Here is a 22,147-nt window from a genome sequence, read left to right as displayed (position 1 = left end):
CCCGCCGATCATTCCCGCACCCATTTCGCCGCAGAAATGCGGACAGTCAGGACAGCAGAGAGGATTATGAACCCTCGCAAGACGATGTAGGCGGCACCAACACACAATCCGGGGAAATAGCCGATCAGGTCGGCTTGCCGGCTTGCTGTTGCCCGGACGAACGGCCAGCCGGACGCGATTGCCAGACAAAGGCAAGCGGGAACAGCAAACCATAACCACGATGGCCCGATGAGCGCCCCGATCACGCTGGGCAAAGAGAGAGCTATGAAAGCGAATTGCAATTTCAGTGCTAGCGGCGTCCAGGTGTCGGCTTTGACCTTGCCAGGGAACATCCTGAAGACCTGCATGCGGCCCTTGGCGCGTCGGTACTTGACCGCCAGAAACTCCAGCCACCCCGACTGGTGCGCATGCGCCACCGGCGCAGTGTCGACAAAGGCAATCCGGTAGCCCAGCCCGGTCAGCCGATATGCCAATTCGACATCTTCGGCCTGGCGCAAGCGCCGGTCAAACCCGCCGACTTTTTCGAAGACCGCTCGGCGCATGCCGCACGACGGACAGGCAATGAAATCCACGCCGTCGACCGCACGCGCCATACCCAGATAGCGGTCCTCGATTTCCAGTTGCACGAGGCGGGGCACGAGGCCGTCATTGGCCGCGACAAGAGTGCCCATGACAGCGTCGAAGCCGGGACCCTTGAGGGCATCGGACATTTCGGCCAGCCAGTTTTCCGGCGGAATGCAATCGGCGTCGAGAAACAATAACGCGTCTCCACGGGCGATAGCGGCGCCGTGGTTGCGGGCTGCAGCAGGCCCGGCATTGGTCTGACGGATCAGCCTTGCTGGTGGGCGAACCAGATTTGGACCGTCGTCGGTTGAACCGTCATCCACGACGATCACCTCAAAGCTGCGATCCGTCGTTTGCCGGTCCAGCGCGGCCAGAACCTGGCCGATGCTGGCTGCATCGTTGTAAAGCGGAATGACCACGCTTGTTTGCGGTGCGGAGGCCGACGTCGGGTCTTGTGTCATGCCGCGACCTCCCTGAGTAGCCTCGCGGTACGTGCACCGGTTTCTGCCCAACGGAAGTCGGCTAGCCGGACAAATCCCTCGGCCTGCAACTTTCTGAAAAGCGCATCGTCGAAGGCAAGACGCTCCATCGCCTCGGTCAAACCGCGCGTGTCGCCGGGAGAGACAAGCAATCCTGCGTTACCCACGACTTCTGGAAGTGATGTTGCGCGGGCGGCAATGACGGGTGCGCCGCGCGCCATTGCCTCCAGAAGGACCAGTCCGAATCCTTCGGCAACCGATGGAAAAACAAATCCTCGACAAGTACGATAGGCCTCGCGCAATGCGTCATCAGAGACGAAGCCATGCCTGCAGATTCCCCGGGGATCCTTTGCCAGAAGGGTCTGCAGATCGGACGAGGCGTTCCCGTCCGGCCCGATTATGTGCAACGAAAATCCGGATTCGCGCAACCGTGAGCTCGCGCGGAAGGCGCGGATCAACGTATCGGCGCCCTTGCTGCGCTCCAGCTTGGCAACGAACAAGAACTTCTTTTCGCGTTGTTGGTGGATCGCTTGGGGCTCCGGCTCCGGGCCACCCTGATAGATCGTAACAACCTGGTCGGCACGCGCGCCCGCGAACATCACAGCGTCTCGTGCGGTGAATTCGGAGACGGCAATCACCCGGTCTGCGCGCGCGACTGCCCGGCGAATGACCCATCGCAAAAGTGCTGCCTTTGTTTTTCCGAATTTCTCTGGTGTGCGGAACTGAAGGAAATCATGACCAACCATAATGCAGGGACTCCTCAATCCCGGCGTCCACAGGCTGTTGGGCAGGAGTGTCACGTCCGGAGCGATGCGGTTGGCGAAGCGGGGAAACACTGTCGCCTGCCACAAAAGACGTGGTGCCGGTCGCCGCGGAGGTTTCACGCAATGTAGATGCAGACGCACCGACGGTTTCAATTCCAAAAAGGCAGTTTGCCAGGGAGCATACGCCAGGTCGATGCTCAGATCGTCCTGCGCAATAAGATGGGGCAACAATTCCAGAAGATAGCGATCGGGACCGCGCGGCAGGGTGTTGTCGTTGACGGCGTTTATCAGGACGCGCATCATATCCTCCGCCGTCGCGCGGATGGGGCAGGGCCCAATCCGTAGAGTTGCGAAAGATGGTCATACTCCCGCGCCATGATCCGGCTCCATTCGAAGTCTTGCGCCGCAACCGGTCCGGCGGTGGACATGGCCCGGTAATCGGCAGGCGCGGCCAGGAGTGTCCGGATCGTCGCGGCGAGCGACGGGCCATCGGTCTTGCAGACCAGACCGACCCCTAGACGGAGCGTCATGTCACCGGTTTCGGACCCTTCGACGGCGATGACCGGTAGGCCGGCGGCCATGTACTCCAAGAGCTTCAACGGTGCGGCATGTATGCGCAACGGGGTCGGGCGGAACGACGCCGATCCGATGGATGCCGCCTCCAGCGCCCTTGCCACGACATCACGCGGCTGGTCCCCCATCAGCGTCACTGCCCCTCCGAGATCTGAGGCCGCAATACGATCCTCCAGATAGGCGCGATAACCCGGCTCGACCGGGCCAAGAACCGTCAGGCTGGGGTCGAGATCGGACAGGAAGTCAAACGCGTCCAGCATCTCTTCAATTCCGCTCCAGGGCGCGAGGCGGCCAACAAAGATCAGATCGGGGCGCGGCTCGTTTCGCTGCCGGGCGCGAAAGGTGGCGCTGTCAACACCGGTCGGCGAAACCACGACTTTCGCGCCAGGCACATCTGCAAAGCGGGCGGCGAGCCGGTGGCCGATCGAAAAGGTCAGATCTGCAGCTGCTGCGGCGCGCATCTCATTCATTTCCGCCCAGTTGCGGCGCATGAAGGATATGACGAAACCCGGCTCGTAATCACGGTCGACATAGACGAACTTTGCGATCCGGCCCGCGGTTCGAAGCCTGTGCGCCGCTGTTGCGGCCCATGGGCCGAACGCGACACAGACGGTCGTGTTGGCACCGGCATCCACTTCGTCAGCTGCCGCCGCCGCAAGGGCACGGATGGTCAGGCGGTCCCGCAGAATTCCCAACAGATCGATTGCTTGTGCCAGGCACCGGCGCAGACCAAAACCGCCCGGCCGGTCGCTGCCGGTGATCCCGCGAACCCGGCCCTCAGGCGGATTCAGAGCTGGATCAACAGCGACATAGCGCACACCATCCTGAACCCGGTAGCTTTGACCGGAAACCAGATAGCGCCCCGCCGGTTTATCCATCTTCCCGCGTTGGCGAAAGACGACTGTGATGCGGTCAAAGCGGCTCTTCAGATGGGCAATCGCGTGATGTTCCCGATTATTCCGCCGGCCTTCGACGTCAAGGGTCGTGAGGATCAGAAGATCGGTCATGCCATCTGTCCCAGCACCTGATCATAGCACGCCGACAAGGCTTCGGACACACGCGCCGGAGCAAAGGCCTTGATGGCGAGACGCCGACCCTCGGCTCCAAGGCGGTCGGCCAGCGCATCCTCTGACAATACGCGTTCCAACGCGGCACCGAGCGCTGCGGGAGATGCCGGTTCCGGGCGCAGCCCGGTCCTCTCATGCAACAGCCAGTCCACCGCCCCACCCGTCGCAAAACCGACGACCGGGCACATCGCTTGCAGTGCTTCGATCCCGATAAGCCCAAGGCCCTCGGCGATTTGGGACGGGTGGGCCAGTACCCGAGCATGGCACAACTCTTTCCAGACCATTTCGGCAGAAACCTGTCCGACAAATTCCACGCGGTCCGCCATGCCCAGGCGCCGCGCGCGCCGCTCCATCTGTGGCCGCAAGGGTCCATCGCCTACGATACGCAGCCGTGCCGTTGGCAATTTCACATGTGCGAGCGCATCAAGCAGCATCGGTGCGCCTTTGTGGGCTGCGATCATTCCGGCGTAGAGGATCACTGGATCTCGCCGTGAGGGGGGAAGCACGGGGTCCTCAGCTGCCCAGACCGGATGTGGGATATGCCAGAGCCGGTTCGCCGGGGCTCCGGCGTTCCGCGCCAACTCGGCGAGGTAGGTGCTTGGTGCGATAATCGCACTTGAATGGTGCCAGATGCGCAACAGCAAATCGCGCCGCACCGGCAGAAACCAACGCTGCGCGAGGCGGTCGCGCCAGCCATTTGCAGGGGATGGGTCGCTCCAGCCCGGCAGAGTTTCAAATGGTGTTACGTCATGCAGATTAACGACGAGAGGCGCAAGAGAGGCGGCTTCGCTGATGAAGTCTGGGGACACCGAGGAAAAGCCCAGATGGAGGTGAATGACATCGGCGCCGCGCGCAGCGTTGCGTAACGCCTTGAGCACTTGCGCCTGCCGTGGCAGACGCGACCGCACATCGAGCGGTGCCTCGCCTTGTCCCGGGTTCGCTGTCAGGATCAGGCGGAGGCAGGTGCCGCCTGTCTGGCCGATCAGCTTTTCGTGCGCCTCGACCACGCGACGGATGCCACCACCGCCGGGGCCCTTGTCGGTGATCTGTAGCACGCGTGTCATGATGCTAGATCCGCAATTCATTCGCCAAAGCGGTAAAAGTCTCGATATCGGTTCGGAAGTACCCTTCGGCGAAACCTGTCCTGCCGCCCGAAATGGCGCGATACGTGTTGAGACCCTGCGCGGCGGAAACGTAGTCGGTTGTCGTTACCTGAGAGCGATGGGCGGCGATGGCCGCCCATTTCACCCCCGCCACCGAATTTATCGAAACCAGTGTGTTGACAGGGGCGGGGCTCCATATCTCGTATCCAAGGATACATGGCGACGTGGCCGTGCGCGCAAGTGCGATGGCGACGATCCGGGCAGCCATGGCATGGTCTGGGTGCCGGTCCGCCGGAAACGGAGCCGCCACAACGTCGGGTGGCGTCACCGACCACAGGTCGGACAGTTGCCGCGCCAGTTGGTCCACCTGGCCGTGCAGCCCGCCATCGACGCCGTCCAGCCAGTGTCCTGACGCCCCGAGATGTTTCAGGGCGGCGAGGGCCTCCCCGTGCCGTGCAGCCGCGACGTCGATACGGATTGCGGCTGCCTGCTCAGTTGAGAGCTCGTCCTGCCGCAATCGTCTGTCACCCGCTTCGCCAGCGGTGAGAAAGACCACATCAGCCGCGCGTCCCTCGCGGGTCCAACGGGCGATAAGCCCTCCGCATCCGATGCTTTCGTCATCGGGATGGGGCGCGACGACGCATAACCGCCGCCCCTCGGGCAAATCGCTCCACGGCAAAGGGCCGAAGCGTTCGTAGCGGGTTAGAAAAATGGCAGTTCTGTTGCGGATCCAGCGTGGTTTCACACGGCGCACGATGGCATCTGTCAATCCGGCAAGCACCTTTCTTACGGTCGCAAAACCGATATGGTCCAGCTTTTCGTCATCCTCTCCCGGTTGCGAAACCATTTATTTTGTCTTTCAGATGAGCTATCCTGACAGAAAAAGCATTTGCGATGTCGCCCACTATCTGCGGCGGCCAAAGGCACCACCGGAAAAGCCAAGGCCGCTCGACGAAAAATTTAATGGAACTTTAGCATGTGGATGATCTGAATACTAATTATTTGAGGGCGGATGATGTTTAGAACAGACGGCGAGAGCCTTGGCCTGCTGCTGATGGCCGACTCAGAGGCGCTGGAGCTTCCGGGCCCCGAAGAAGAGATCGTCGCGCCCGAGGGTATGGCCTGGTCATTCAAGAAGGCGCTTGAACGCAGTGCAGCCTTATTTCTTTTGGCGCTGTTATTGCCTCTGCTATTGCTGATCGCACTATTTGTGAAACTGGACAGTCGGGGACCCGTCCTTTTCATACAGTCGCGTTTTGGACAGGGCGGCAAACCTTTCAACTGCTACAAGTTTCGCACGATGCACATCAACGAGTGCGATCAGTCCGGTGCACGGCAAACCGCGGACGTGGACAGCCGGATCACGCGCGTTGGCTTCGTCTTGCGACGCGCGTCCCTCGATGAGCTTCCCCAAATATTCAACGTCATTCGAGGTGACATGCTTTTGGTCGGCCCGCGCGCCCATCCATGCGGAATGCGCGTGGACGGTCAGTTGTGCGAGGACCTGAACCGTATCTATCACACCCGACATGCAGTGCCTCCCGGAATCACTGGTTGGGCACAGGTGAATGGGTCGCGCGGCGCAGTCAAATCCAGCCAGTCGCTGCAGCGGCGCGTGCTGCTGGACCGAGACTACATCCGCAATTGGTCACTGGGCCGCGATCTGTCCATTCTGGTCCGGACGCTGGGTGTCGTGTTTCATCGCGGCCACGGGGTTTAAGCTAACATACCCGGTAGTGTGTGGCGAATTCGGCCAACGCTGCGGTCGCTACCGCGACAGTACGATGGTCCGACTCGTTCACAGGCGGCATGTTTGGCGCCCCCCAGCCGCCATCATGGAGCTGGTCGTCGAGCGAGCGCATGATCCAGGCGGGTTCCACCAGACCGTGACGCCCCATCCATTGCAGAACCATGCACCTTTCCGCAAAGATGTCATCGGCGCGCGAGGTCGTGCGGTTCCGTAGCACGATTGAAGGGATGGTCGCTTCCATCATTGCATGCACCTCGCCTGCGGGTGCGCCGCCGTTGTCCAGAAGCAGGAGGCCGCCGGCGACGATGTGTGTCGTGCCATAGTAGCCTTCATCGTCGAACGACTGCAGCCTTGGGACGATGTCGGGTTTCGGACAGTTGTCTGCATAAAGCGCATCGATCATCAGAAGTTCGACTGCGACATAAGGCCGGACATCCATGACGTCCGGCAAACCGGCATACTCAGTTTGGTCCGGGTCGTATTTCGGCAGCACGACGCGCAAGGCCGGATCGCGCACAGTTTTTCTGTAATGATCGGCTTTCTGCTCCCAGAAGCGGAAGCGTTCGTCTCCCGTATGCCGGTGCGTGCGCGAGGCACAAGGCAAAACGGAAGTTGACACATCGATCTGTGGTTCAAGCCAGGCAAGAGCCCCGGTCAATCGCCGATCGGCGCGCGACAGCACCGCTTCGGGCGCGCGGGCGAAATCGATATTCAAGCGGGCATTCCGACCGGGAACCACAATCCGGTCATGGCGGAAACGATAAGGGCGGTGGAGTCGCTCAAAAATGCTTTTCATGGAAAATTCGCTCTTTTGGCGCTATAATGTGTTGCCCAACGTGACCCATCGAGTGCGATTTCAGAAATGGATCTTCTGCTGTCTCAAGGCCCGGCCGCGCCGCGCTGGCCCGGTGGCATGGGCCAAGATGGAACGGAGGCAAAAGATGAAATCTCTTTGCAGATGGCCCGGTGAGGTCGCAAAATGGCTGCTTCTGCTGGCCGCGATCCTGACTTCTCTGATCGGGGCCTCTACGAGCGCCGCCGATCCGGCGCGCACATTGCCCGGAGCACAAGCGATCCGCGAGGTCACGGCGCGGTGCCAGCGCGGAAATCCGCGCCGCGAAACGGGGATATTGGGTATCAGCGACCCGCATGCTGGCGATCCGGGCGTGATCCGGCTGATAGCGGAAACCGGTGTGAAATGGGTGCGCGCGGAGATTTTCTGGAACCGTATCGAACAGGTGCCGGGAGGCGGTTACAACTGGGGCGAAACAGACCGCATGATCCGCGCCTATTCCGATTTGGGGATTCGCGTACAGGCCATCCTGACCTATATCCCGCAGTCGCTACCCGATGACTGGCGAGTGATAGATCAGGCATTTGCTCGGTTTGCCGATGCCGTGGTTGCGCGTTATGCCCCAAGGGGCGTTCATCACTGGGAGGTGTTCAACGAGCCGAACCTTACCGGCTATGGCTGGTTGACTAGGGATGACAACGCCAAGGCCAACCTGCCGGGCTATGCGTTGTTGCTGGCGCGGGCGAATGCGGCGGTACGCAGGCACGACCCCCGCGGCGCAGTTATCATTGGCGGCATAGCTTCGGATCAGCATCGCGGACTACCTGTCGAGACGACGATGGACATCCTCTACGGACTAGGCGCCGCGCCGTGCTTCGATATCATGGCTTTCCATCCCTACGGGTACCAAAATCGCTTTCCCGAAGCTATGGCGCGGGTGAAGTCGGTGCTGGCGCGTCATGGCGACGGATCAAAGCCCGTCTGGTTCAACGAATATGGCTGGACCGAACAGAAAGAAATGGACATGGCGCGCAACCCCGATAGGGGCAGCAATCCGATGCTTGCCGCATTGTCCGAGGCTGGTGTGGCCGATGCGTTTTTCTGGTTTTCCGCAAAGGATTACAGCGCGAAGCGGAGGACACCGACCTTCGGGTTGGCGACGCATGATTTGCGGAAGCGCCCCAGTTTCGAAACGTTCCGATACTTCGTGCGACAGCGCAAATAGGCCTATGCTCTGCTCAGATGGCCACGGCGCGAAGCGATGGCCTGGTACATCCGACCTGCAATGGTCGGACGGAATGCGACAACGTTGGACATCATCCGGTTCGTATCCGCGAGATAGCGAACCCAATCTTGCGTCGCGTTCAGATCGATCCTTTCCAGGCCGGCCTCTAGCGCGGGACCGTATCCTTGGGCCAGCGTAAGAAGACCCGTGCTGAGGCGACGGTCCGTTTCGTCTCGGAAAATATAAAGTCCAGATTGGGTCTGTCCGTGACGAAACCAGAGTGCTGCGGCAATCGCGGTGTTTCCCGTGTGCGCCAGCGTCAAGAACGGCTCCAGCCCCGGATCGTCAAAGGAAATCATGTCACGCAGATAGGCCTGTTGGCTGGCGTCATGCTTGAGCGCCACGACAGTTTCCCGTGATCCGGTATTCTTCCAGCTGCGATCGGCGATATCGGCGAGTGTGTCGAGTTGCGGAATAACCTCCTCACGGCCCAGGAAATGCGAGAAGGTGAGGCCTACCTTTCGAGCTCGAGCCGAGGAACGCCGCATGTTCTTGCGGAAATTTGCGCTTTGCTCGTCGATGATGCTGTCGAGATCCCGCAAGGTCTCCAGAGTGTAAACCGATCGGTCCAAGGCATGCCGGAAAGGCGATAGACCCGCCTCGCGCAATCCGGATATCCATGCGCTCGCCTCATCATCCTCGTAGGCCGTCAGGATGATCTGGTCGATCCCCGTCATGTTCGCCAGCACCAGCGCCATCGCATGACAAACACCATCCAGATCCCCAGGCTGGCACAACAGAACCGGCTTGACCATTGACGCACGCCAGCACACCACCGGTGATACCTGACGCACTGGAAATGGACGAAACGCCGATGGCATCAATGACGCCTCTTCAGAAGCGTAATCGATACGTGGAGCGAAGGCTGGACCACGCCAGACCCGCCCGCGCATCAGCGGCAGCACGCCGGCCAGCCGCGAACCGTCAAGCGCAATCAGGACTGAACCGGTCATTCTTGCACGGTAATGCCGGTCCCAAGCGGAGACCGCCGCTGGGCGGGAAAAAAGCGTGGCCGAACCGACATTGTCGGCAAGCTCTTGCCACGCGGTGCCCCAGCGTGAAATGGCCTCGTCCAAAGACAGACAGGTGGCTTGCAGTGCTTCGCTCATCCTTTCAGCCGTTCAGTCAGGGATGACATCGCCGCGATCATCCTGCCTGCAAGGGATGGCGCGTAGGCCACCACGTAGTTTTGCTCGACAGTCGTGTTGCATAGGTGCCGTGCCCAGTTCTGCGTAATGTTCAGGTCGAAACTATGCAGGCCCAGTTCCGAAGCCCAATCCAGCATCTGGCCGATCAGCAATAGACCCGGACTGGCCTCGGCCACCGCCTGTGTCCGGAAGGTCAGAAGCGCAGTGATCCCCGCGCCCGTCTGAAGCGACAAAAGAACGGCAACCGGCTCGTCGCCGTGCTTCGCTATTGCGAGGACCGGCTTGGCAGTATCGTCGAGTTCGGGTTGCGCCAGAAGTGAGCGCAGAAATGCCGCCTGCCGGCCTGCAAAAGGAATGTCCAGATCTGCAGCTTTCCGGCCCTCTGCTTTCCAGCTTTGCGCCGCCACCTCTGCAATCGTCGGCAGGTGCTTGGCGACCCTGGTGGCCCCCTCGTGAATGTCGAAGGTCAGGCCCGCTTTCCGCGCCGCCCGCTCTGCACGGCGGATGTTCTTGCGAAAATTCCGGCTGCCCTCGGCAACCATCTGCGAGAAGGGGCGGGGATTGGAAATACCGCTGATGTATCTGCCCAGCGGCATCACCCGGGCTCGGCACCCCGCAGCCAGCAGGGCATTGAGCCACAACTCCTGAGTCTCTCCGGGCGTGACGGGAACGACGAAACTGTCCCATCCCGGCAGGTCTTTCAGCGCCATCGCCATACAGCCGATCACCTCGCTGCGGTCTTCCGTTCGGCATTGCGGTGCGGGTGCAATATACATGGCCGGGATGGAGGCCGCTGGCGACAGTTGACGCAAACAAAAGAGCCGCTTTCCACGATGCCGCAGCAGCTCGCGGTCGGCCGGAATAAAGTCGTGCCTTGGCGCGCAGGACGGTCCGCGCCAGACTTTGACCCGCATCAGGGGCATGACACCCGCCAGCCGGGCGCCGTCACGTGCCACAAGCAGTGAAAGGTCCAGCTCCCGGCCTTCTGTTGAAGCCCATGCGTGAAAATACGCAGGTGTGCGAAAACAGCTGGGCTGGCGATCGTGGCGTGTCAATTCCGCCCATTCGCCATCGACTGACCGGAAGTATTCGCGGTCGCCTATCAGCGTTGTCGACATTCTTCCCGTGGAAGTGTCCGGAGTTTCAAAACCGATCATCGGACGCGGCCTCGCAACCGCGCGATACCGCCCAGAAGCCTACCGCGCAGCCCAGGCCGGAACACGACAAGATTGTCGACAGTTTCTATGCTGTCGGCCAGATAACGCACCCATGAAGAGGTGGTGTTATAGTCAAACCGCGTCGCTCCTTGCTCAAGCGCCCAATCCATGCAGGCGCCCAGAAGCAGAAGCCCAGGGCTGGCCTTTTCTGCACGTCCGTTCCAGAAGGTCAGAAGCGCAGATACCGTTTGGTCCGTCTTCACTAGCAGATAAACAACGATTGGTCCCTCGGCATCGTGAAGAAGACCGATGGCGGGCATGCCGCCAAGCCGGGGTGATGTCATGAGCGCTTCGAAAAACGCCTGTTGCGGCCCGTGATAGGGAATATTGACATCGTTTCCCGCACGCCCCTCATGTTTCCAGCTTTGTCGCGCCAAATCGGCAACCATGGGCATGACACTGGCCATGTTCTCGCTGCCTGAAACGAAGCTGACACGCAGCCCGTATTTTTCTGCAGTCCGGCGCGCCCGCCGCACGTTCTGTCGGAATTTCTTGCCCTGACCGACGACGATGTCTTCAAAACATTTCAGATGCAGGACGTTCTGAACCTCGCGACCTAGAGCTTGTTCGCCAACCTCCGCGCCGTGACGAACAAATCCTGCGCGAAGATCCCGCATGGCCGGCCCTGTATAGGCGGGGAATACGCCCACATCCCATCCATCCAAACAAAGAAGCGCCTTGGCCACGGCGTCGCAAACCGCAGGACGCTCTGCCTCACGGCACAAGGGCCCAAGCCAAAGCATAGTCCCCGGCAGCGACGCGAGCCCCGTCGCCTGGCGCACCGGGATGAACGCCTTTCGGCGGGCGTTTACGAACCGCGCATCGGACGGGTTGTAATCGAAACGCGGAGCGATCGACGGTCCGCGCCAAGCATGGTCCAGCGACACCGGAAAGAGACCCGCCAGCAGGCCGCCTTCGGTGCGAACAGCGATGATACGGTCGCGTGGTTCTTTCCGTAATGCCTTTCGCCAGCAGTTGTAGATTTCCGGCGCACAGGACCAGGCGGCGCCGGGAACGCGGTCAAACAGCGCCTGCCATTCGTCCCGTATGCGAGAAAAATCTTGCGGATCCAGGATTTCAGGTGACAGGATCATCGGCTACCGGGCCGGCCGTCCCGCCACATCGACTTGAGCGAGCGCCCGGACGCGCGCCAAAGGCGGAGCGCGGTCGGGCGCACCCCTCGCCCATAGATTACGAGGTTCTGCTGTGTCGTCGTCGTAGTCCCCCTGAACATCTGTAACCAGGGTGCACCTGAATTGAAATCAACCGTCGTCAGCCCCTGGTCGGCGGCCCAGTCGATCATGTCCGCTATTATCCGGATGCCCGGGCTGGACTCCGGGTGGGTTCCATCCCAGAAGGTCAACAGCGTAGTAAGACGGTTGCCAATCACGCATCCCACGAGAATCGCGATGTCACGATCAGGCAATGACGCGATGGTGGCGATGGTTCTGTCGCGCTCCGGTCCGAGAAAAAGCGTTTCGAAGAACCGGCGTTGGCGACCATCGTAACGAACAAGGACGTTTTCGCCCGCACGTCCGGTTGTCTTCCAGCTCTCGTGCGCCAGCCGTGTCAGCAGAGGCACGATGTCAGACACATCACGGCAGCGACGCACCGTAAGGCCAATCCGGTCGCCGGATGCTACGGCCCGGCGAAAATTCTGCCGGCGTTTCTTGGACTGCATCGCGATTAGATCGGGCAGGGGCATCACGGGGTCCAGAACGATGGCCGTCCGGTCCAGTGATTGCACGTCGTGCCGCAGACCCACGGCGTGCAGCCCCTTGTGCCAGAGGGGCAGGTCACTTTCCTGCATAGGAAAAACTGACATGTCCCATCGCTTTTCTTGCGCAAAGGCCTTGCAGAATGCACTGATCACCTCGGGCCGGCTTTCTGAAATGGAGCACACCGGTCCAAGCATGGTTGCCGGCAACGAAAGGATAGGGCCGAATTGGCGAACAGGCAGAAGCCTGATCCCCGGTTTCGTCAAGAAGGTCGCATCTGCAGGGTCGTAATCGTAGTGGACCCGAAGGTTCGCTGGCCGCAGGCCGTTGCAGCGCATCACGGTCATGAGCCCGACCGGCCTTTCCGATTTTCTTACGAGGAGGATGCCACATTGCGCCCCATTCGACAGTTCGGTCCGCCAAGCGTCGAAAACTTCGGGCCGCTGAAAGAAATCTCCATCGGCAACGTCCTCGGCAAGCGACCTCCATTCTGCCTTCAGCGCAGAAGACAAAGGCCCCCAGTGAACCGTCGCGTCGCAATCCGCTTTTTCGGTGTTGGGCCGATCGACCAAGGTGACGGTGTTGGCACGCATCATGACCGGCCCCCGCCCAGCATGCGGCGCAGGCGCAGGCCGGCCTGCAAGCCCGCAAACACCAGACGTTCACGCAATCCCGGAACAGGAAGTATCAGGCGACGAATGTCTCGGGTGTCCGTCCAGATCCTGCCCATCAGCGGATGATCTCTGCTCGCGCAGGAATCGACCATCACCAACCCCGCACGGCCGTGAAAACCCGCGACTGCGGCCAGTTCCAGAAGCGCGCCTGGCGACAGCGAAGCATGTTCCTCGTCAAACGCAACCTTGAAGGCATAGCCAACGCCCCCTTCGAACAGGTTGCATTGCATCGAAACCGGCCGCCCGTCGAGGTAGTAGCCCAGAAAGTGCAGTCCGCCTTCGCCATGGATGTGGCCCATCATTTCTCGAAAGAAGGCGGCTTCGTTCGGGTCACTGGCTATTGCTGTTCCCACCTTGCCCTTCCAGCTGGCCGCCTCCAGTTCGAGGAAGTCCTCGACCCAGGGTGTGAGGTCATCTTTATCGCCAAGCTGCCTGAGTTCGAGGCGTCCCTGTTCGGCCAGCCTGCGGAGCTGCCGGCGCCACGACTTCCGCGATTTGGGAGAACATGCCGTCCGGATGTAGTTATCTGCGCCGGCGGCGTCGGGAATGAAGACCGGGCGGCTGAAGCGATCAAGTTCCAGGCTAGGTCCGGCCACGGCGTCAGGACTGCCCGGCCCATCTACCTGGAGCGGCAGGTTCACGAATAGGGCGCCTGACCCTCGGGCCCACGCCAGAAAACCGCGCCAAGCAATGGCGGAAAACTGTGGATCGACAGGCGGCGCGGCGACGAAAACATGCGCATGGAGCCAAAGGGTTACGTGGCGCAAAGGCAGGCCGTGAAATCTGCGGCAGAACACCACCGGGAAGACACCGATCAAGCGCCCCGTGTCGTCTGGATGGTGGATGAGGATGATCCGAATTTGCTTGCCGTTCGACAGATGTCGCATGGCCGGCAACAAGACGCCCGGAGCAAAAAACACGTTAGGCTCGGCGGACCGCTTCAGCAACGCCTGCCATGCAGCGATATGCGCCACGGCCTTGTCTGCTGTCTCGAGAACCGTGCAGGGAGCAGGCATTTCGCCCGCATTTTCGGTTGAGCGTGTGCCTGCCGCGACTGCGAATGGCGCATGCATGGGCCTATCCCTCCGCCAGCGTGTCCCGTCCAGACGGTTCCGCCGCCTCGCGGGTTTTCAGCGCTTTGAGAATGATACGTGTGATTGCGGACATTGCTACAATCCTCGAGACCAGGTCGGACAGTGCCAACCCTAAGCCGCCGAATAGAGGAACAGTGATGGTGCCAAGCCCGATCCGCAGACCCGTCTGTGCGATACTGCCAATGGCGATGATCCGTGCCTGGTCTATGGACAGAAGCATCATCATCAGGGGGATCCCGATCACCGTCATAATCGACGCAGTGAAGAGGGCGACGAAGATCGGTGCGGCAGAGACGTAAGCCGTTCCGAAGATCAACCCGATGACAGGTTCGGCAAGAAACCACGCAAGCACGGGAGCAAGAACCAACGGCGCGCCATACTGCGCGGTTCTGCGCAGGAAATCTAACAAGTCCTCTTTACACTCGAACCGGGAAACTGTGGGCAGAAAAGTAGTTATCAGAGCTTGGCTGACGACACCCACGCCCACGCAGAGCTGTGCCGCCACCGCGTAATACCCAGCCTCTTCGGCTGAAGATAACCATCCCACCAGCCATACGTCCAACCGGCCTGCCAGCATTGCGACGGCGGACAGGAACAACCACCCATTGACGGACATCATTTTTCGAAAGGGTTCCAGCATCCCACCTGAGGCGCGGAGAAAGGCCCAGGAAACGGTTGTCGCGCTAAGCCCCAGATTTAGAGCTGTCATCAAACAGATCAGTTGCGCAACGCGGACTGGATCGGGATCGGACTGCCACAGCAACGGCACGCTCACAGCAATGCGTAAGCCGTTCTTGAAAAGCGACACGACCGACAGGCGTGCAAACGCACCATGCGATGTCAACACAGCCAGAATGTGGCTCTGCAACCCGGCGATCATGGCCGCAACACCGGCGAGCATGATTGTCTTGGTCAGGGAAGTATCCCCCACAAGGGCAAGCGACATCGGCGTCGCAGCCAAAGCCGTGCAGACTGCGAAGAGAAGACCAACCGCCATCTTGGTGAGAAACCCTACCCGCAGGGCCTCGCGGCTGGGCTGACCGTCCTGAGTGCCACGGGACGCGGTGTGGATCATCCCGATATTCACCGTCGCATCGAGGAACATCTGTCCCCCATCGATCACCGCGATGATCGCCACAACCACGACCAGTTCTGCCGGCCCGAAGCCTTGGGTCAGCAGCAAAAGCAGAACAAGCCCAAGAGCCGCCGCGGTACCGTTGCCCATGACGACAAGACCGCCTCCCCGTACCAACGTTTGATATGATGGCACTTTGCCCATCAGCGGCCTCAGAAATGGCGCCGTAGGACATCGAGGATGCGAGCGTTCTGATCCGGACGGCCGACCGGCAGCATAACCGAGGCATCTCCGTTAAAACGGTAGGGCGCCACGATGACCCCGTCTCGTGCCAATTCCTCTACCATCTTTTCAAATTTCTTTGGCGCGTCTGCAAAAATGAAGGGCGCTTCGCTCGGGATATGACCGATGCCGTTAGCCGTCAAATCCTGACTAAGATTCTGCCGCGCGTCGCGGGCCGCTTCAAAGACGATCGCCCTGTGGTCCCTGTCTTCCAGAGCAGCCACGGCGGCCATTTCGGCCACATGGGAAAGATTGAAGATTTGCTCAGACCGCCGCACCAAATCAATTAGATCAGGCCTTGCAAAGGCATATCCCACGCGCATTCCGGCCATTGCATAGAACTTGGAAAAAGTCCGCAGCCCGATCACGGCGTTCTTGCTCTCGCGAACCAGGGCGGGCACGTCGAGCATTTCGGGGTCGGCTGAGTATTCGGCGTAAGCTTCATCGATCAGAACCGGAAGCTCCGGAGGGATATCGGCCAAAAACTCTACAACCTCCCGGTGGTTAAGCGTCACGCCTTCGGGGTTGCTGGGGCTGATTAGGTAGACCATTCGCGTATGTGGCCGGATCGCGTCCCTCATTTCACCCAAGTTATGGTTTGGCCGGTTCCCGGTCAGACCGCGATCCATCGGGACAAGTTTTTGAGCGACGCCATGGCGTTGACATGTCAGATTGAAGCCGAACCATCCCGGCCCGCTCGAAACGATTTCTTCGCCCGGCCTGGCGAAGATTCCCACCATGCGAGAGATCAATTCCCAAGACCCGGGACCAAGCGCAATGCACTGCGGTTCCAGATCCAGCTCGCGCGCCAGCGTAGAGCGCAATGTACTGAAACGGTCGTCGGGGTAGAAGTTGGGCGGATGATCACTAAGGCTCGCGGTGATCGCCTCGATCACTTTGAGCGAAGTGCCGAACTGGTTCTCCGCTCTGTCCAACAGGACCAGATGGCGCGGGTCGCGCGCAACCGCTTTACCGTCGATTTCGATTTCGGGGTAGAGGATGGCACGCCGCGGCGCTGCGACCGATGCCAGTTGCGCCTCGGCTTTCGCGTCATCCAGAAATCGGGACGTCGACAGAACCCTTCCATGAAGCTGGCCTACCGGGCCGGTTGCGGCAAATTCGAAGGCTGGTAGCAACACCTCGGCAGGAGGTAAAAGCTCGGTCTGCGCCCAGCTTGCCTCGAATTTCCGCTCCGTCTGCACCGAATGCAGCATCAGCGCAGTCACTACGACCTCGGCGTTTTCGAAATCGGAAGCGAGGTGGCGAGTGAACCCCTCGATCCCGGCTTTCGACGTGCTGTAGGGTACCATCCCGGGAAAGCGTCCTTCCGATGCGATGCTCGAGACATTAATCACCCGGCCGGTCCGACTGTTGGCGACCAGCCAGCGGATTGCTGCCAGCGAGCACAAGATCGGCCCGGTGAGGTTCACCTCCAGAGTTTTCGCCATCTGGTCGGCATCGATTTCCCAGATTGGGGCATAGGGGCCAGCGATGGCCGCGTTGTTGATCAGGATATCGAAGCCGCCAAAAGCTTTCGCCGCCCCGTCGATCAACGCTTGGGCGCCGTCCGCATCCGCCGCGTCAGCAACCACTCCGGCCACCTCGATGCCCTTCTTGCGCAGCGCCTCACAGGCGGTCTCGACGGCCTCGGCCCGGCGGCCGTTGATGACAAGCCGTGCGCCCAACGCTCCGAACCTCTCCGCGACCATGCGCCCGACTCCCTGGGTGCCGCCCGTGATCACCACAACCTTGCCCGGCAGGTCCAGGGTTGCTGAATCGACCTTGGGTAATTGCATCATGACGGTTTCGGATTGTGTGGGGGTTCGCATCTCCTGCACGGCCCGACGCCCCAGAAGGATCGACTTGGCCAGGACGCGACGGCCACGATGGATGAACCTATTGACCCCGGGCATGTCCACACCGCGCTAGAATTTCCGTATAGGTGGAGTCCGGACCGGTCATTCGGCGAAACTCCCGGACCGCGGCGTTATCTCATGCAGGGGACGGATATGCATCGTTCCATTGATGCGCCACGGCATCAGCCCGGCTGGTTGGGTTAGCGCCTCAAAAACTGTAGCGATGTTGCCGGCCACCCCCTGTTGGGTCGCCGCAAGGCAACGGAAATAATCCACTGTCTGCTGGAGCCCCTCTGCGAGAGGGACCTTGGGCTGCCAGTCGAGAACCCTGCGCGCCATCGCGATATCGGGTCTGCGCCGGGTCGGATCGTCAGCCGGCAGCGGTTCATGTGCGAAAGTGCTGCGCGATCCCGTCAGCTTTAGAACAAGCGCCGCCAGTTCGGTAATCGTAAACTCCTCGGGATTGCCCAGATTGCAGGGGCGGCACATGGTTCCGTCGCTGGCCATCAGTCGGACCAGCCCGTCGACCAGATCGGAGACGTGGCAGAAGGATCTTGTTTGGCTTCCGTCCCCATAAACAGTCAGAGGGCGATCCATCAGGGCCTGCATGATGAAATTCGAAACAACCCGGCCGTCATCGACCGCCATGCGCGAACCATAGGTGTTGAATATCCGTGCGAGCCGGACATCGACGCCGTACATCCTGTGATAGTCGTGAAACAATGCTTCTGCAGCACGCTTGCCCTCATCATAGCAGGCGCGCGGTCCGAAGGACTGGACGCAGCCGCGATAGGTTTCGTCTTGGGGATGTATTTCGGGATCGCCATAGACTTCGGAGGTGGAGGCCTGCAAGACACGTGCTCCAGATCGTCTTGCCAGTTCCAGAACGTGGAGTGCTCCGATCACGCAGGTGCGCATCGTGCGGACTGGATCGGTCTGATAGTGCACGGGGCTGGCCGGGCAGGCCATGTTGTAGATCTCGTCGACATTCGCGACGCTGTTTAGAGGTAGTTCGATATCCAGTGGTACGAATTTGAAGTGCGGATGAGGAAACAGATGGACAATGTTGTTCAGCGATCCGGTCTGAAGATTGTCGATGCAGATTACATTGTGACCCGCGCTGATCAGGTGATCGCATAGATGGGATCCCAGAAACCCTGCGCCACCAGTAACTAGAATATTCTTCATGGGCAGCCACCTCAAAATACTCGTTCAAAAAACTGCTCTACATGCCCTGAAATGCCTCATGGTGAAATTTGAAATTTGCGCTACCGCGTACTGGAAATTGGACGATCCATCATCGGGCGAGCTTGTCCCCCCTCGGCAATTGTCCCGCTCGGCAGCGCATTCCTATATATCCGCAGCCTACTACAATGCGCCGAATTTCGGAAACAAATTCGCTTGGTGCTGTCAAACGACGCTGGCTCGCGCTGTCAATACGGCTTAACGGGACGCGGATCAGGGAGCTGGATTGCGTGAGAATATGTCGGAAACCAGTCTGTTCGCTACTTCAAGACTGGCCCCGAGATTAAACGGATCTGGGACGAAACCTGTCAGGTCTACGGGGTCCGCAAGGCGTTGCACCAGCTGAAGCGCGAGGGCTTTGAAGCAGCCCGCTGCACTTTGGAGCGCCTCCCTTTCTTGTATATTTCCTTTGGAAACACCCTGCCGGGCAGCGGATGAAACAGATTGGCAGCCATGATGCGACTTGTGGAAAGGTGGTCAAGACAACGGCTCTTTTGCATGTCAGCCTCCTGTGCGCGTGACAAGGTGAACCGTGTGTTCCGGGCACCAGCACCGAGCCACCTGCGGGGCAGCAATTTACCTGCGTCTCATTCTGGCAGGGCTTTATCCATGTGGCTTTTGACATCGACAGATACGCCGACCGCATCGTGGGATGGCGGGGCTCACGGACTACCAAGGCTGATTTTGTTCTTGTTTTTTGGAAAGGGTCCGGCGCGACCGACGACCTTTTCAGAAAGTTCGTCGCCGTCCACTCCTTCGTCTTCGATCGCCTCAACCAGGATCGACACCTCTCCAGCCGAGATCATTTCAAACAAAGCCATACCGACGCTCTGGTCGAATGGCGTGGCCTCTGCATGGCATAACGGACACCGCTGACGTCCGAACTGAGACGAGTTCGAATTCGTCTGACAGCACCCACACCGGCAGATGGCAGAAGCAATCCTGCGATCGGCCGCGACGTCATGTCTGGCTGATGCTTGAAGGAACAGGGCTATCCCTTCGGTTCGTCGAGCGATCCGTGGATTGCGAATTGCTCCAGCCCCGCGGCCTGTGCTTCGATCACGCGGAAGGTTTCCCTGACGCCAGCCTCGGTCAACTCACGCGCGACAGTCAGCAGGGTGTTGGGGGCATGCTCGTCGCAAAGGTCCGCCATTTGCGACACTTCCTCGAGTGCGACGTTGCGGGCGGCGTCAAGAGAGGGCGCGCCGTAGATATCAACGAAATGCTGCGCCAGATTGTCCGCCAGTGCATCCCGCTCGACCGGTTCGATCTGCGTCACGGCGACAAAGCTGACGCGGCCAAAAGTTTCGCACCCCAACCAGCCATTGGCAAACGCCTGTCGGGCCTTGCCGGTCAGATCAGCTTCGGACCAGTTGGAAAACTCGAAGCCTCCGGAAATGCACCATTCGCCGGTTCTGGCAGGGTTGTGGAAAACGCGGGTGTCGCTTTCGTCGAAATGGATAGCGCGGGCAAGTTTCATGCAGGCTCCGTCAGCAGGGTGGTGAGGGGGATCAGACGGGTGGTGTCCCCGGTTTTCAACAGCAGACCCAGGTGTTCGTCAACTCCGGTGAACGTGCCCTCATATCCGCCGACCGTTATATTGGCATTCAGGCTATGGGCCACGGCCAGCCAATCGCGATGCAGTCGCGCCTGGCCTTCATCGCTCCAGGCGTTGATCTGAACCAAGGTGTGCCGCACCCACGCCTCGAGCAAAGTTGTCGGGTCGACCTCGCCGCAGCCCTCCGCGTAAAGGGCCGTCGCGTCGGGCGTAAGGCCGGTGTCCTGCACGGGGGGCCACAGGTTCAGCGACAGGCCGACAGCCAGCCAAGCCGGTATGACATCGGGGTCAGTCGTGGCAGCGGCGATTTGCAACCCTCCGCAGCGCCCGCCATTCACGTAAATCTCACCGCCCCAGCCCAGATGCACGGCGACCTCGGGCGGCGCAAGCGCGCCGAGCGCATTCTGGAACCCGACACCGCAGAGCGGGAGCATGCAGGCGGCCTCGCGCAGCGCCACATCGGGCGCAAACACGATCGCCGCGCGTAGCCGGTCATGGCCCAGATCATGGCAGACCAGCCCCGCGTCGCAGACCGCAGCCGCCTTGGCACAGGCCAGCGCGAACGGGTCCGCGCCATCCGCATCCAGCCCGGTGAATAGCGGTGGAAAAACCGGCGGTGTCATGCGTGGCCAAGCGCGATCAGTTGCTCGGCGACAGAACGGAACCCGGCCGCCTGCGCAGAGTCAGGTTTGGACACCACGATAGGGGCACCGCCATCTGCGGCCAGCCGGATGTCCAGATGCAGCGGGATTTCCGCCAGCAGCGGCACGCCCAGCTTGGCCGCCTCGGCGGCGACACCGCCATGCCCGAACATGTGCTCCTCATGGCCGCATTGCGAGCAGATATGCGTGGACATGTTCTCGATCATGCCAATGATCGGCGTGCCGAGTTGGTTGAACATGTCGATCCCCTTGCGGGCATCCAGCAGCGCCACGTCCTGCGGGGTCGAGACAATGATCGCGCCATTGAGCTCCGCCTTTTGTGCCAGCGTCATCTGCACGTCTCCGGTACCGGGCGGCAGATCGACGATCAGCACATCCAGCGCGCCCCATTGCACCTGACCCAGCATCTGTTGCAAGGCCCCCATCAGCATTGGCCCGCGCCAGACGACGGCTTGATCGTCGTTCGTCATCAATCCGATGGACATCATCGTCACGCCGAAATTGCGCATCGGCAGGATCGTCTTGCCATCGGGTGAGGAGGGCCGCCCCGACACGCCCAGCATACGCGGCTGCGACGGGCCATAGACATCCGCATCCAGCAGCCCGACGCGGCGCCCGGCAGCGGCCAGCGCGCAGGCAAGATTCGCGGCGACCGTGGATTTGCCGACGCCGCCCTTGCCGGACGCCACCGCGATGATCCGGTCGACGCCGGGCACCTTTTGCGGCCCTGACGGTTCTGCCGAGCGGGTCGGCTTCAGATCGGGGGGCGCGGCCGGTGCGCTGTGGGCGGTCATGACGACCGACAGCTTTTCGACGCCGGGCACGGCGTTCAGCCTGGCCTCGACCTCGTCCTTGACCTTGCCATAGGCCGCCGCGTGTTTGCCGCTGACCTCCAGCACAAAGCGCACGGCCCCGTCCTGAACCGTCAGCGCCTTGACCAGACCGGCATCGACCAGCGAAGCGCCACTGACCGGATCGGTCAAAGTTTTCAGCGCGGCCAGCACATCCTCGCGGGCGAGCGTCATGCCCGGTTCAACCCTTGATCGTGCCAGTCACCACATGTTCCAGATCGACGCCATCGACCGTCAGGACCATCTTGGCCTCGAACTGCTTGCCCTCGGTGCCGTCCGTTTTGCGGAACGCTTCTTCGATCGCCTGCTGCGAGGTCACGCCGACCTGCTTGAGGAACTTGCGCATCGACATGTTGAAATCGTCACTCATTTTTGTCTCCATTTTTGAG

General features: G+C 60.7%; 20 protein-coding genes and 1 pseudogene. 3 read left to right on the top strand and 18 right to left on the bottom strand.

Features of this window, described 5'->3' with window-relative positions:
- Positions 1–8 precede the first annotated feature (8 nt).
- The 5 genes from ACEWPM_RS04195 to ACEWPM_RS04175 are packed head-to-tail and all read right to left on the bottom strand — an operon-like array spanning position 9 to position 5,397.
- Positions 9–1,025 carry a glycosyltransferase family 2 protein gene (locus ACEWPM_RS04195; RefSeq protein ID WP_393961956.1) on the bottom strand — a complete coding sequence of 339 codons (1,017 nt, stop codon included), beginning with the start codon at positions 1,023–1,025 and terminating at the stop codon, positions 9–11.
- Positions 1,022–2,110 (bottom strand): glycosyltransferase family 4 protein, encoded by a 1,089-nt coding sequence (locus ACEWPM_RS04190; protein ID WP_393961955.1) that lies wholly within the window; start codon positions 2,108–2,110, stop codon positions 1,022–1,024. Before ACEWPM_RS04190 ends, ACEWPM_RS04195 begins: the two co-directional genes overlap by 4 nt.
- Positions 2,107–3,387 carry a glycosyltransferase gene (locus tag ACEWPM_RS04185; RefSeq protein WP_393961954.1) on the bottom strand — a complete coding sequence of 427 codons (1,281 nt, stop codon included), beginning with the start codon at positions 3,385–3,387 and terminating at the stop codon, positions 2,107–2,109. The genes ACEWPM_RS04190 and ACEWPM_RS04185 overlap by 4 nt, the downstream gene beginning before the upstream one ends.
- Positions 3,384–4,511, bottom strand: coding sequence for a glycosyltransferase family 4 protein (locus ACEWPM_RS04180; RefSeq protein WP_393961953.1), 1,128 nt, complete (start codon positions 4,509–4,511; stop codon positions 3,384–3,386). The genes ACEWPM_RS04185 and ACEWPM_RS04180 overlap by 4 nt, the downstream gene beginning before the upstream one ends.
- Positions 4,512–4,515: 4 nt before the next feature.
- Positions 4,516–5,397 (bottom strand): PIG-L deacetylase family protein, encoded by an 882-nt coding sequence (locus ACEWPM_RS04175; protein WP_393961952.1) that lies wholly within the window; start codon positions 5,395–5,397, stop codon positions 4,516–4,518.
- 207 nt (positions 5,398–5,604) lie between these two features.
- Here ACEWPM_RS04175 and ACEWPM_RS04170 point away from each other — a divergent pair, with 207 nt between their 5' ends.
- A complete protein-coding gene (locus tag ACEWPM_RS04170; protein WP_393961951.1) occupies positions 5,605–6,270 on the top strand; it encodes a sugar transferase in 666 nt (221 codons plus the stop codon).
- Position 6,271: 1 nt separating this feature from the next.
- Here ACEWPM_RS04170 and ACEWPM_RS04165 read toward each other — a convergent pair whose 3' ends face one another.
- Positions 6,272–7,096, bottom strand: coding sequence for a hypothetical protein (locus tag ACEWPM_RS04165; RefSeq protein ID WP_393961949.1), 825 nt, complete (start codon positions 7,094–7,096; stop codon positions 6,272–6,274).
- A 334-nt stretch (positions 7,097–7,430) separates the two neighbouring features.
- Here ACEWPM_RS04165 and ACEWPM_RS04160 point away from each other — a divergent pair, with 334 nt between their 5' ends.
- Entirely contained in the window at positions 7,431–8,318 is an 888-nt protein-coding gene (locus ACEWPM_RS04160) for a cellulase family glycosylhydrolase (protein WP_393961948.1), read from the top strand.
- 2 nt (positions 8,319–8,320) lie between these two features.
- Here ACEWPM_RS04160 and ACEWPM_RS04155 read toward each other — a convergent pair whose 3' ends face one another.
- From ACEWPM_RS04155 to ACEWPM_RS04120, 8 genes are all read right to left on the bottom strand, one after another.
- Entirely contained in the window at positions 8,321–9,487 is a 1,167-nt protein-coding gene (locus ACEWPM_RS04155; RefSeq protein WP_393961947.1) for a GNAT family N-acetyltransferase, read from the bottom strand.
- Positions 9,484–10,683, bottom strand: coding sequence for a GNAT family N-acetyltransferase (locus ACEWPM_RS04150; RefSeq protein WP_393961946.1), 1,200 nt, complete (start codon positions 10,681–10,683; stop codon positions 9,484–9,486). Before ACEWPM_RS04150 ends, ACEWPM_RS04155 begins: the two co-directional genes overlap by 4 nt.
- Entirely contained in the window at positions 10,680–11,837 is a 1,158-nt protein-coding gene (locus ACEWPM_RS04145) for a GNAT family N-acetyltransferase (RefSeq protein ID WP_393961945.1), read from the bottom strand. Before ACEWPM_RS04145 ends, ACEWPM_RS04150 begins: the two co-directional genes overlap by 4 nt.
- Positions 11,834–13,057 (bottom strand): GNAT family N-acetyltransferase, encoded by a 1,224-nt coding sequence (locus ACEWPM_RS04140; protein WP_393961943.1) that lies wholly within the window; start codon positions 13,055–13,057, stop codon positions 11,834–11,836. Before ACEWPM_RS04140 ends, ACEWPM_RS04145 begins: the two co-directional genes overlap by 4 nt.
- The gene (locus ACEWPM_RS04135) at positions 13,054–14,208 is read right to left on the bottom strand and encodes a GNAT family N-acetyltransferase (RefSeq protein ID WP_393961941.1); all 1,155 of its coding nucleotides are present in this window, start codon (positions 14,206–14,208) and stop codon (positions 13,054–13,056) included. The genes ACEWPM_RS04140 and ACEWPM_RS04135 overlap by 4 nt, the downstream gene beginning before the upstream one ends.
- 4 nt (positions 14,209–14,212) lie before the next feature.
- Positions 14,213–15,454, bottom strand: coding sequence for a lipopolysaccharide biosynthesis protein (locus tag ACEWPM_RS04130; protein WP_393961940.1), 1,242 nt, complete (start codon positions 15,452–15,454; stop codon positions 14,213–14,215).
- Positions 15,455–15,516: 62 nt separating this feature from the next.
- The gene (locus ACEWPM_RS04125; protein ID WP_393961939.1) at positions 15,517–17,499 is read right to left on the bottom strand and encodes an SDR family NAD(P)-dependent oxidoreductase; all 1,983 of its coding nucleotides are present in this window, start codon (positions 17,497–17,499) and stop codon (positions 15,517–15,519) included.
- Positions 17,500–17,544: 45 nt separating this feature from the next.
- Complete coding sequence (locus ACEWPM_RS04120; RefSeq protein ID WP_393961938.1) at positions 17,545–18,630, bottom strand: UDP-glucuronic acid decarboxylase family protein; 1,086 nt, start codon at positions 18,628–18,630, stop codon at positions 17,545–17,547.
- A gap of 333 nt (positions 18,631–18,963) precedes the next feature.
- On the opposite strand from ACEWPM_RS04120, the pseudogene ACEWPM_RS04115 reads away from it, so the two are divergent.
- Positions 18,964–19,423: pseudogene (locus tag ACEWPM_RS04115) on the top strand (IS3 family transposase); the annotation flags it as partial.
- 255 nt (positions 19,424–19,678) lie between these two features.
- Here the strand turns inward: ACEWPM_RS04115 and ACEWPM_RS04110 are convergent.
- The 4 genes from ACEWPM_RS04110 to ACEWPM_RS04095 are packed head-to-tail and all read right to left on the bottom strand — an operon-like array spanning position 19,679 to position 22,128.
- Positions 19,679–20,167: a DUF6505 family protein gene (locus ACEWPM_RS04110; protein WP_393961937.1), complete on the bottom strand. Its 489-nt coding sequence runs from the start codon at positions 20,165–20,167 to the stop codon at positions 19,679–19,681.
- Entirely contained in the window at positions 20,164–20,868 is a 705-nt protein-coding gene (locus tag ACEWPM_RS04105; RefSeq protein WP_393961936.1) for a biotin/lipoate--protein ligase family protein, read from the bottom strand. Before ACEWPM_RS04105 ends, ACEWPM_RS04110 begins: the two co-directional genes overlap by 4 nt.
- On the bottom strand, positions 20,865–21,932 hold the full coding sequence (locus tag ACEWPM_RS04100; RefSeq protein ID WP_393961935.1) for an Mrp/NBP35 family ATP-binding protein: 1,068 nt from the start codon (positions 21,930–21,932) through the stop codon (positions 20,865–20,867). The genes ACEWPM_RS04105 and ACEWPM_RS04100 overlap by 4 nt, the downstream gene beginning before the upstream one ends.
- Positions 21,933–21,939: 7 nt before the next feature.
- Positions 21,940–22,128 carry a DUF6494 family protein gene (locus ACEWPM_RS04095; RefSeq protein ID WP_393931249.1) on the bottom strand — a complete coding sequence of 63 codons (189 nt, stop codon included), beginning with the start codon at positions 22,126–22,128 and terminating at the stop codon, positions 21,940–21,942.
- Between the last annotated feature and the right edge of the window lie 19 nt (positions 22,129–22,147).

It is taken from the genome of Roseovarius maritimus, assembly GCF_043355895.2.
In the GTDB taxonomy this organism is placed as follows: Bacteria; Pseudomonadota; Alphaproteobacteria; order Rhodobacterales; family Rhodobacteraceae; genus Roseovarius; species Roseovarius maritimus.
This window is presented reverse-complemented; position numbering and strand designations above follow the sequence as displayed.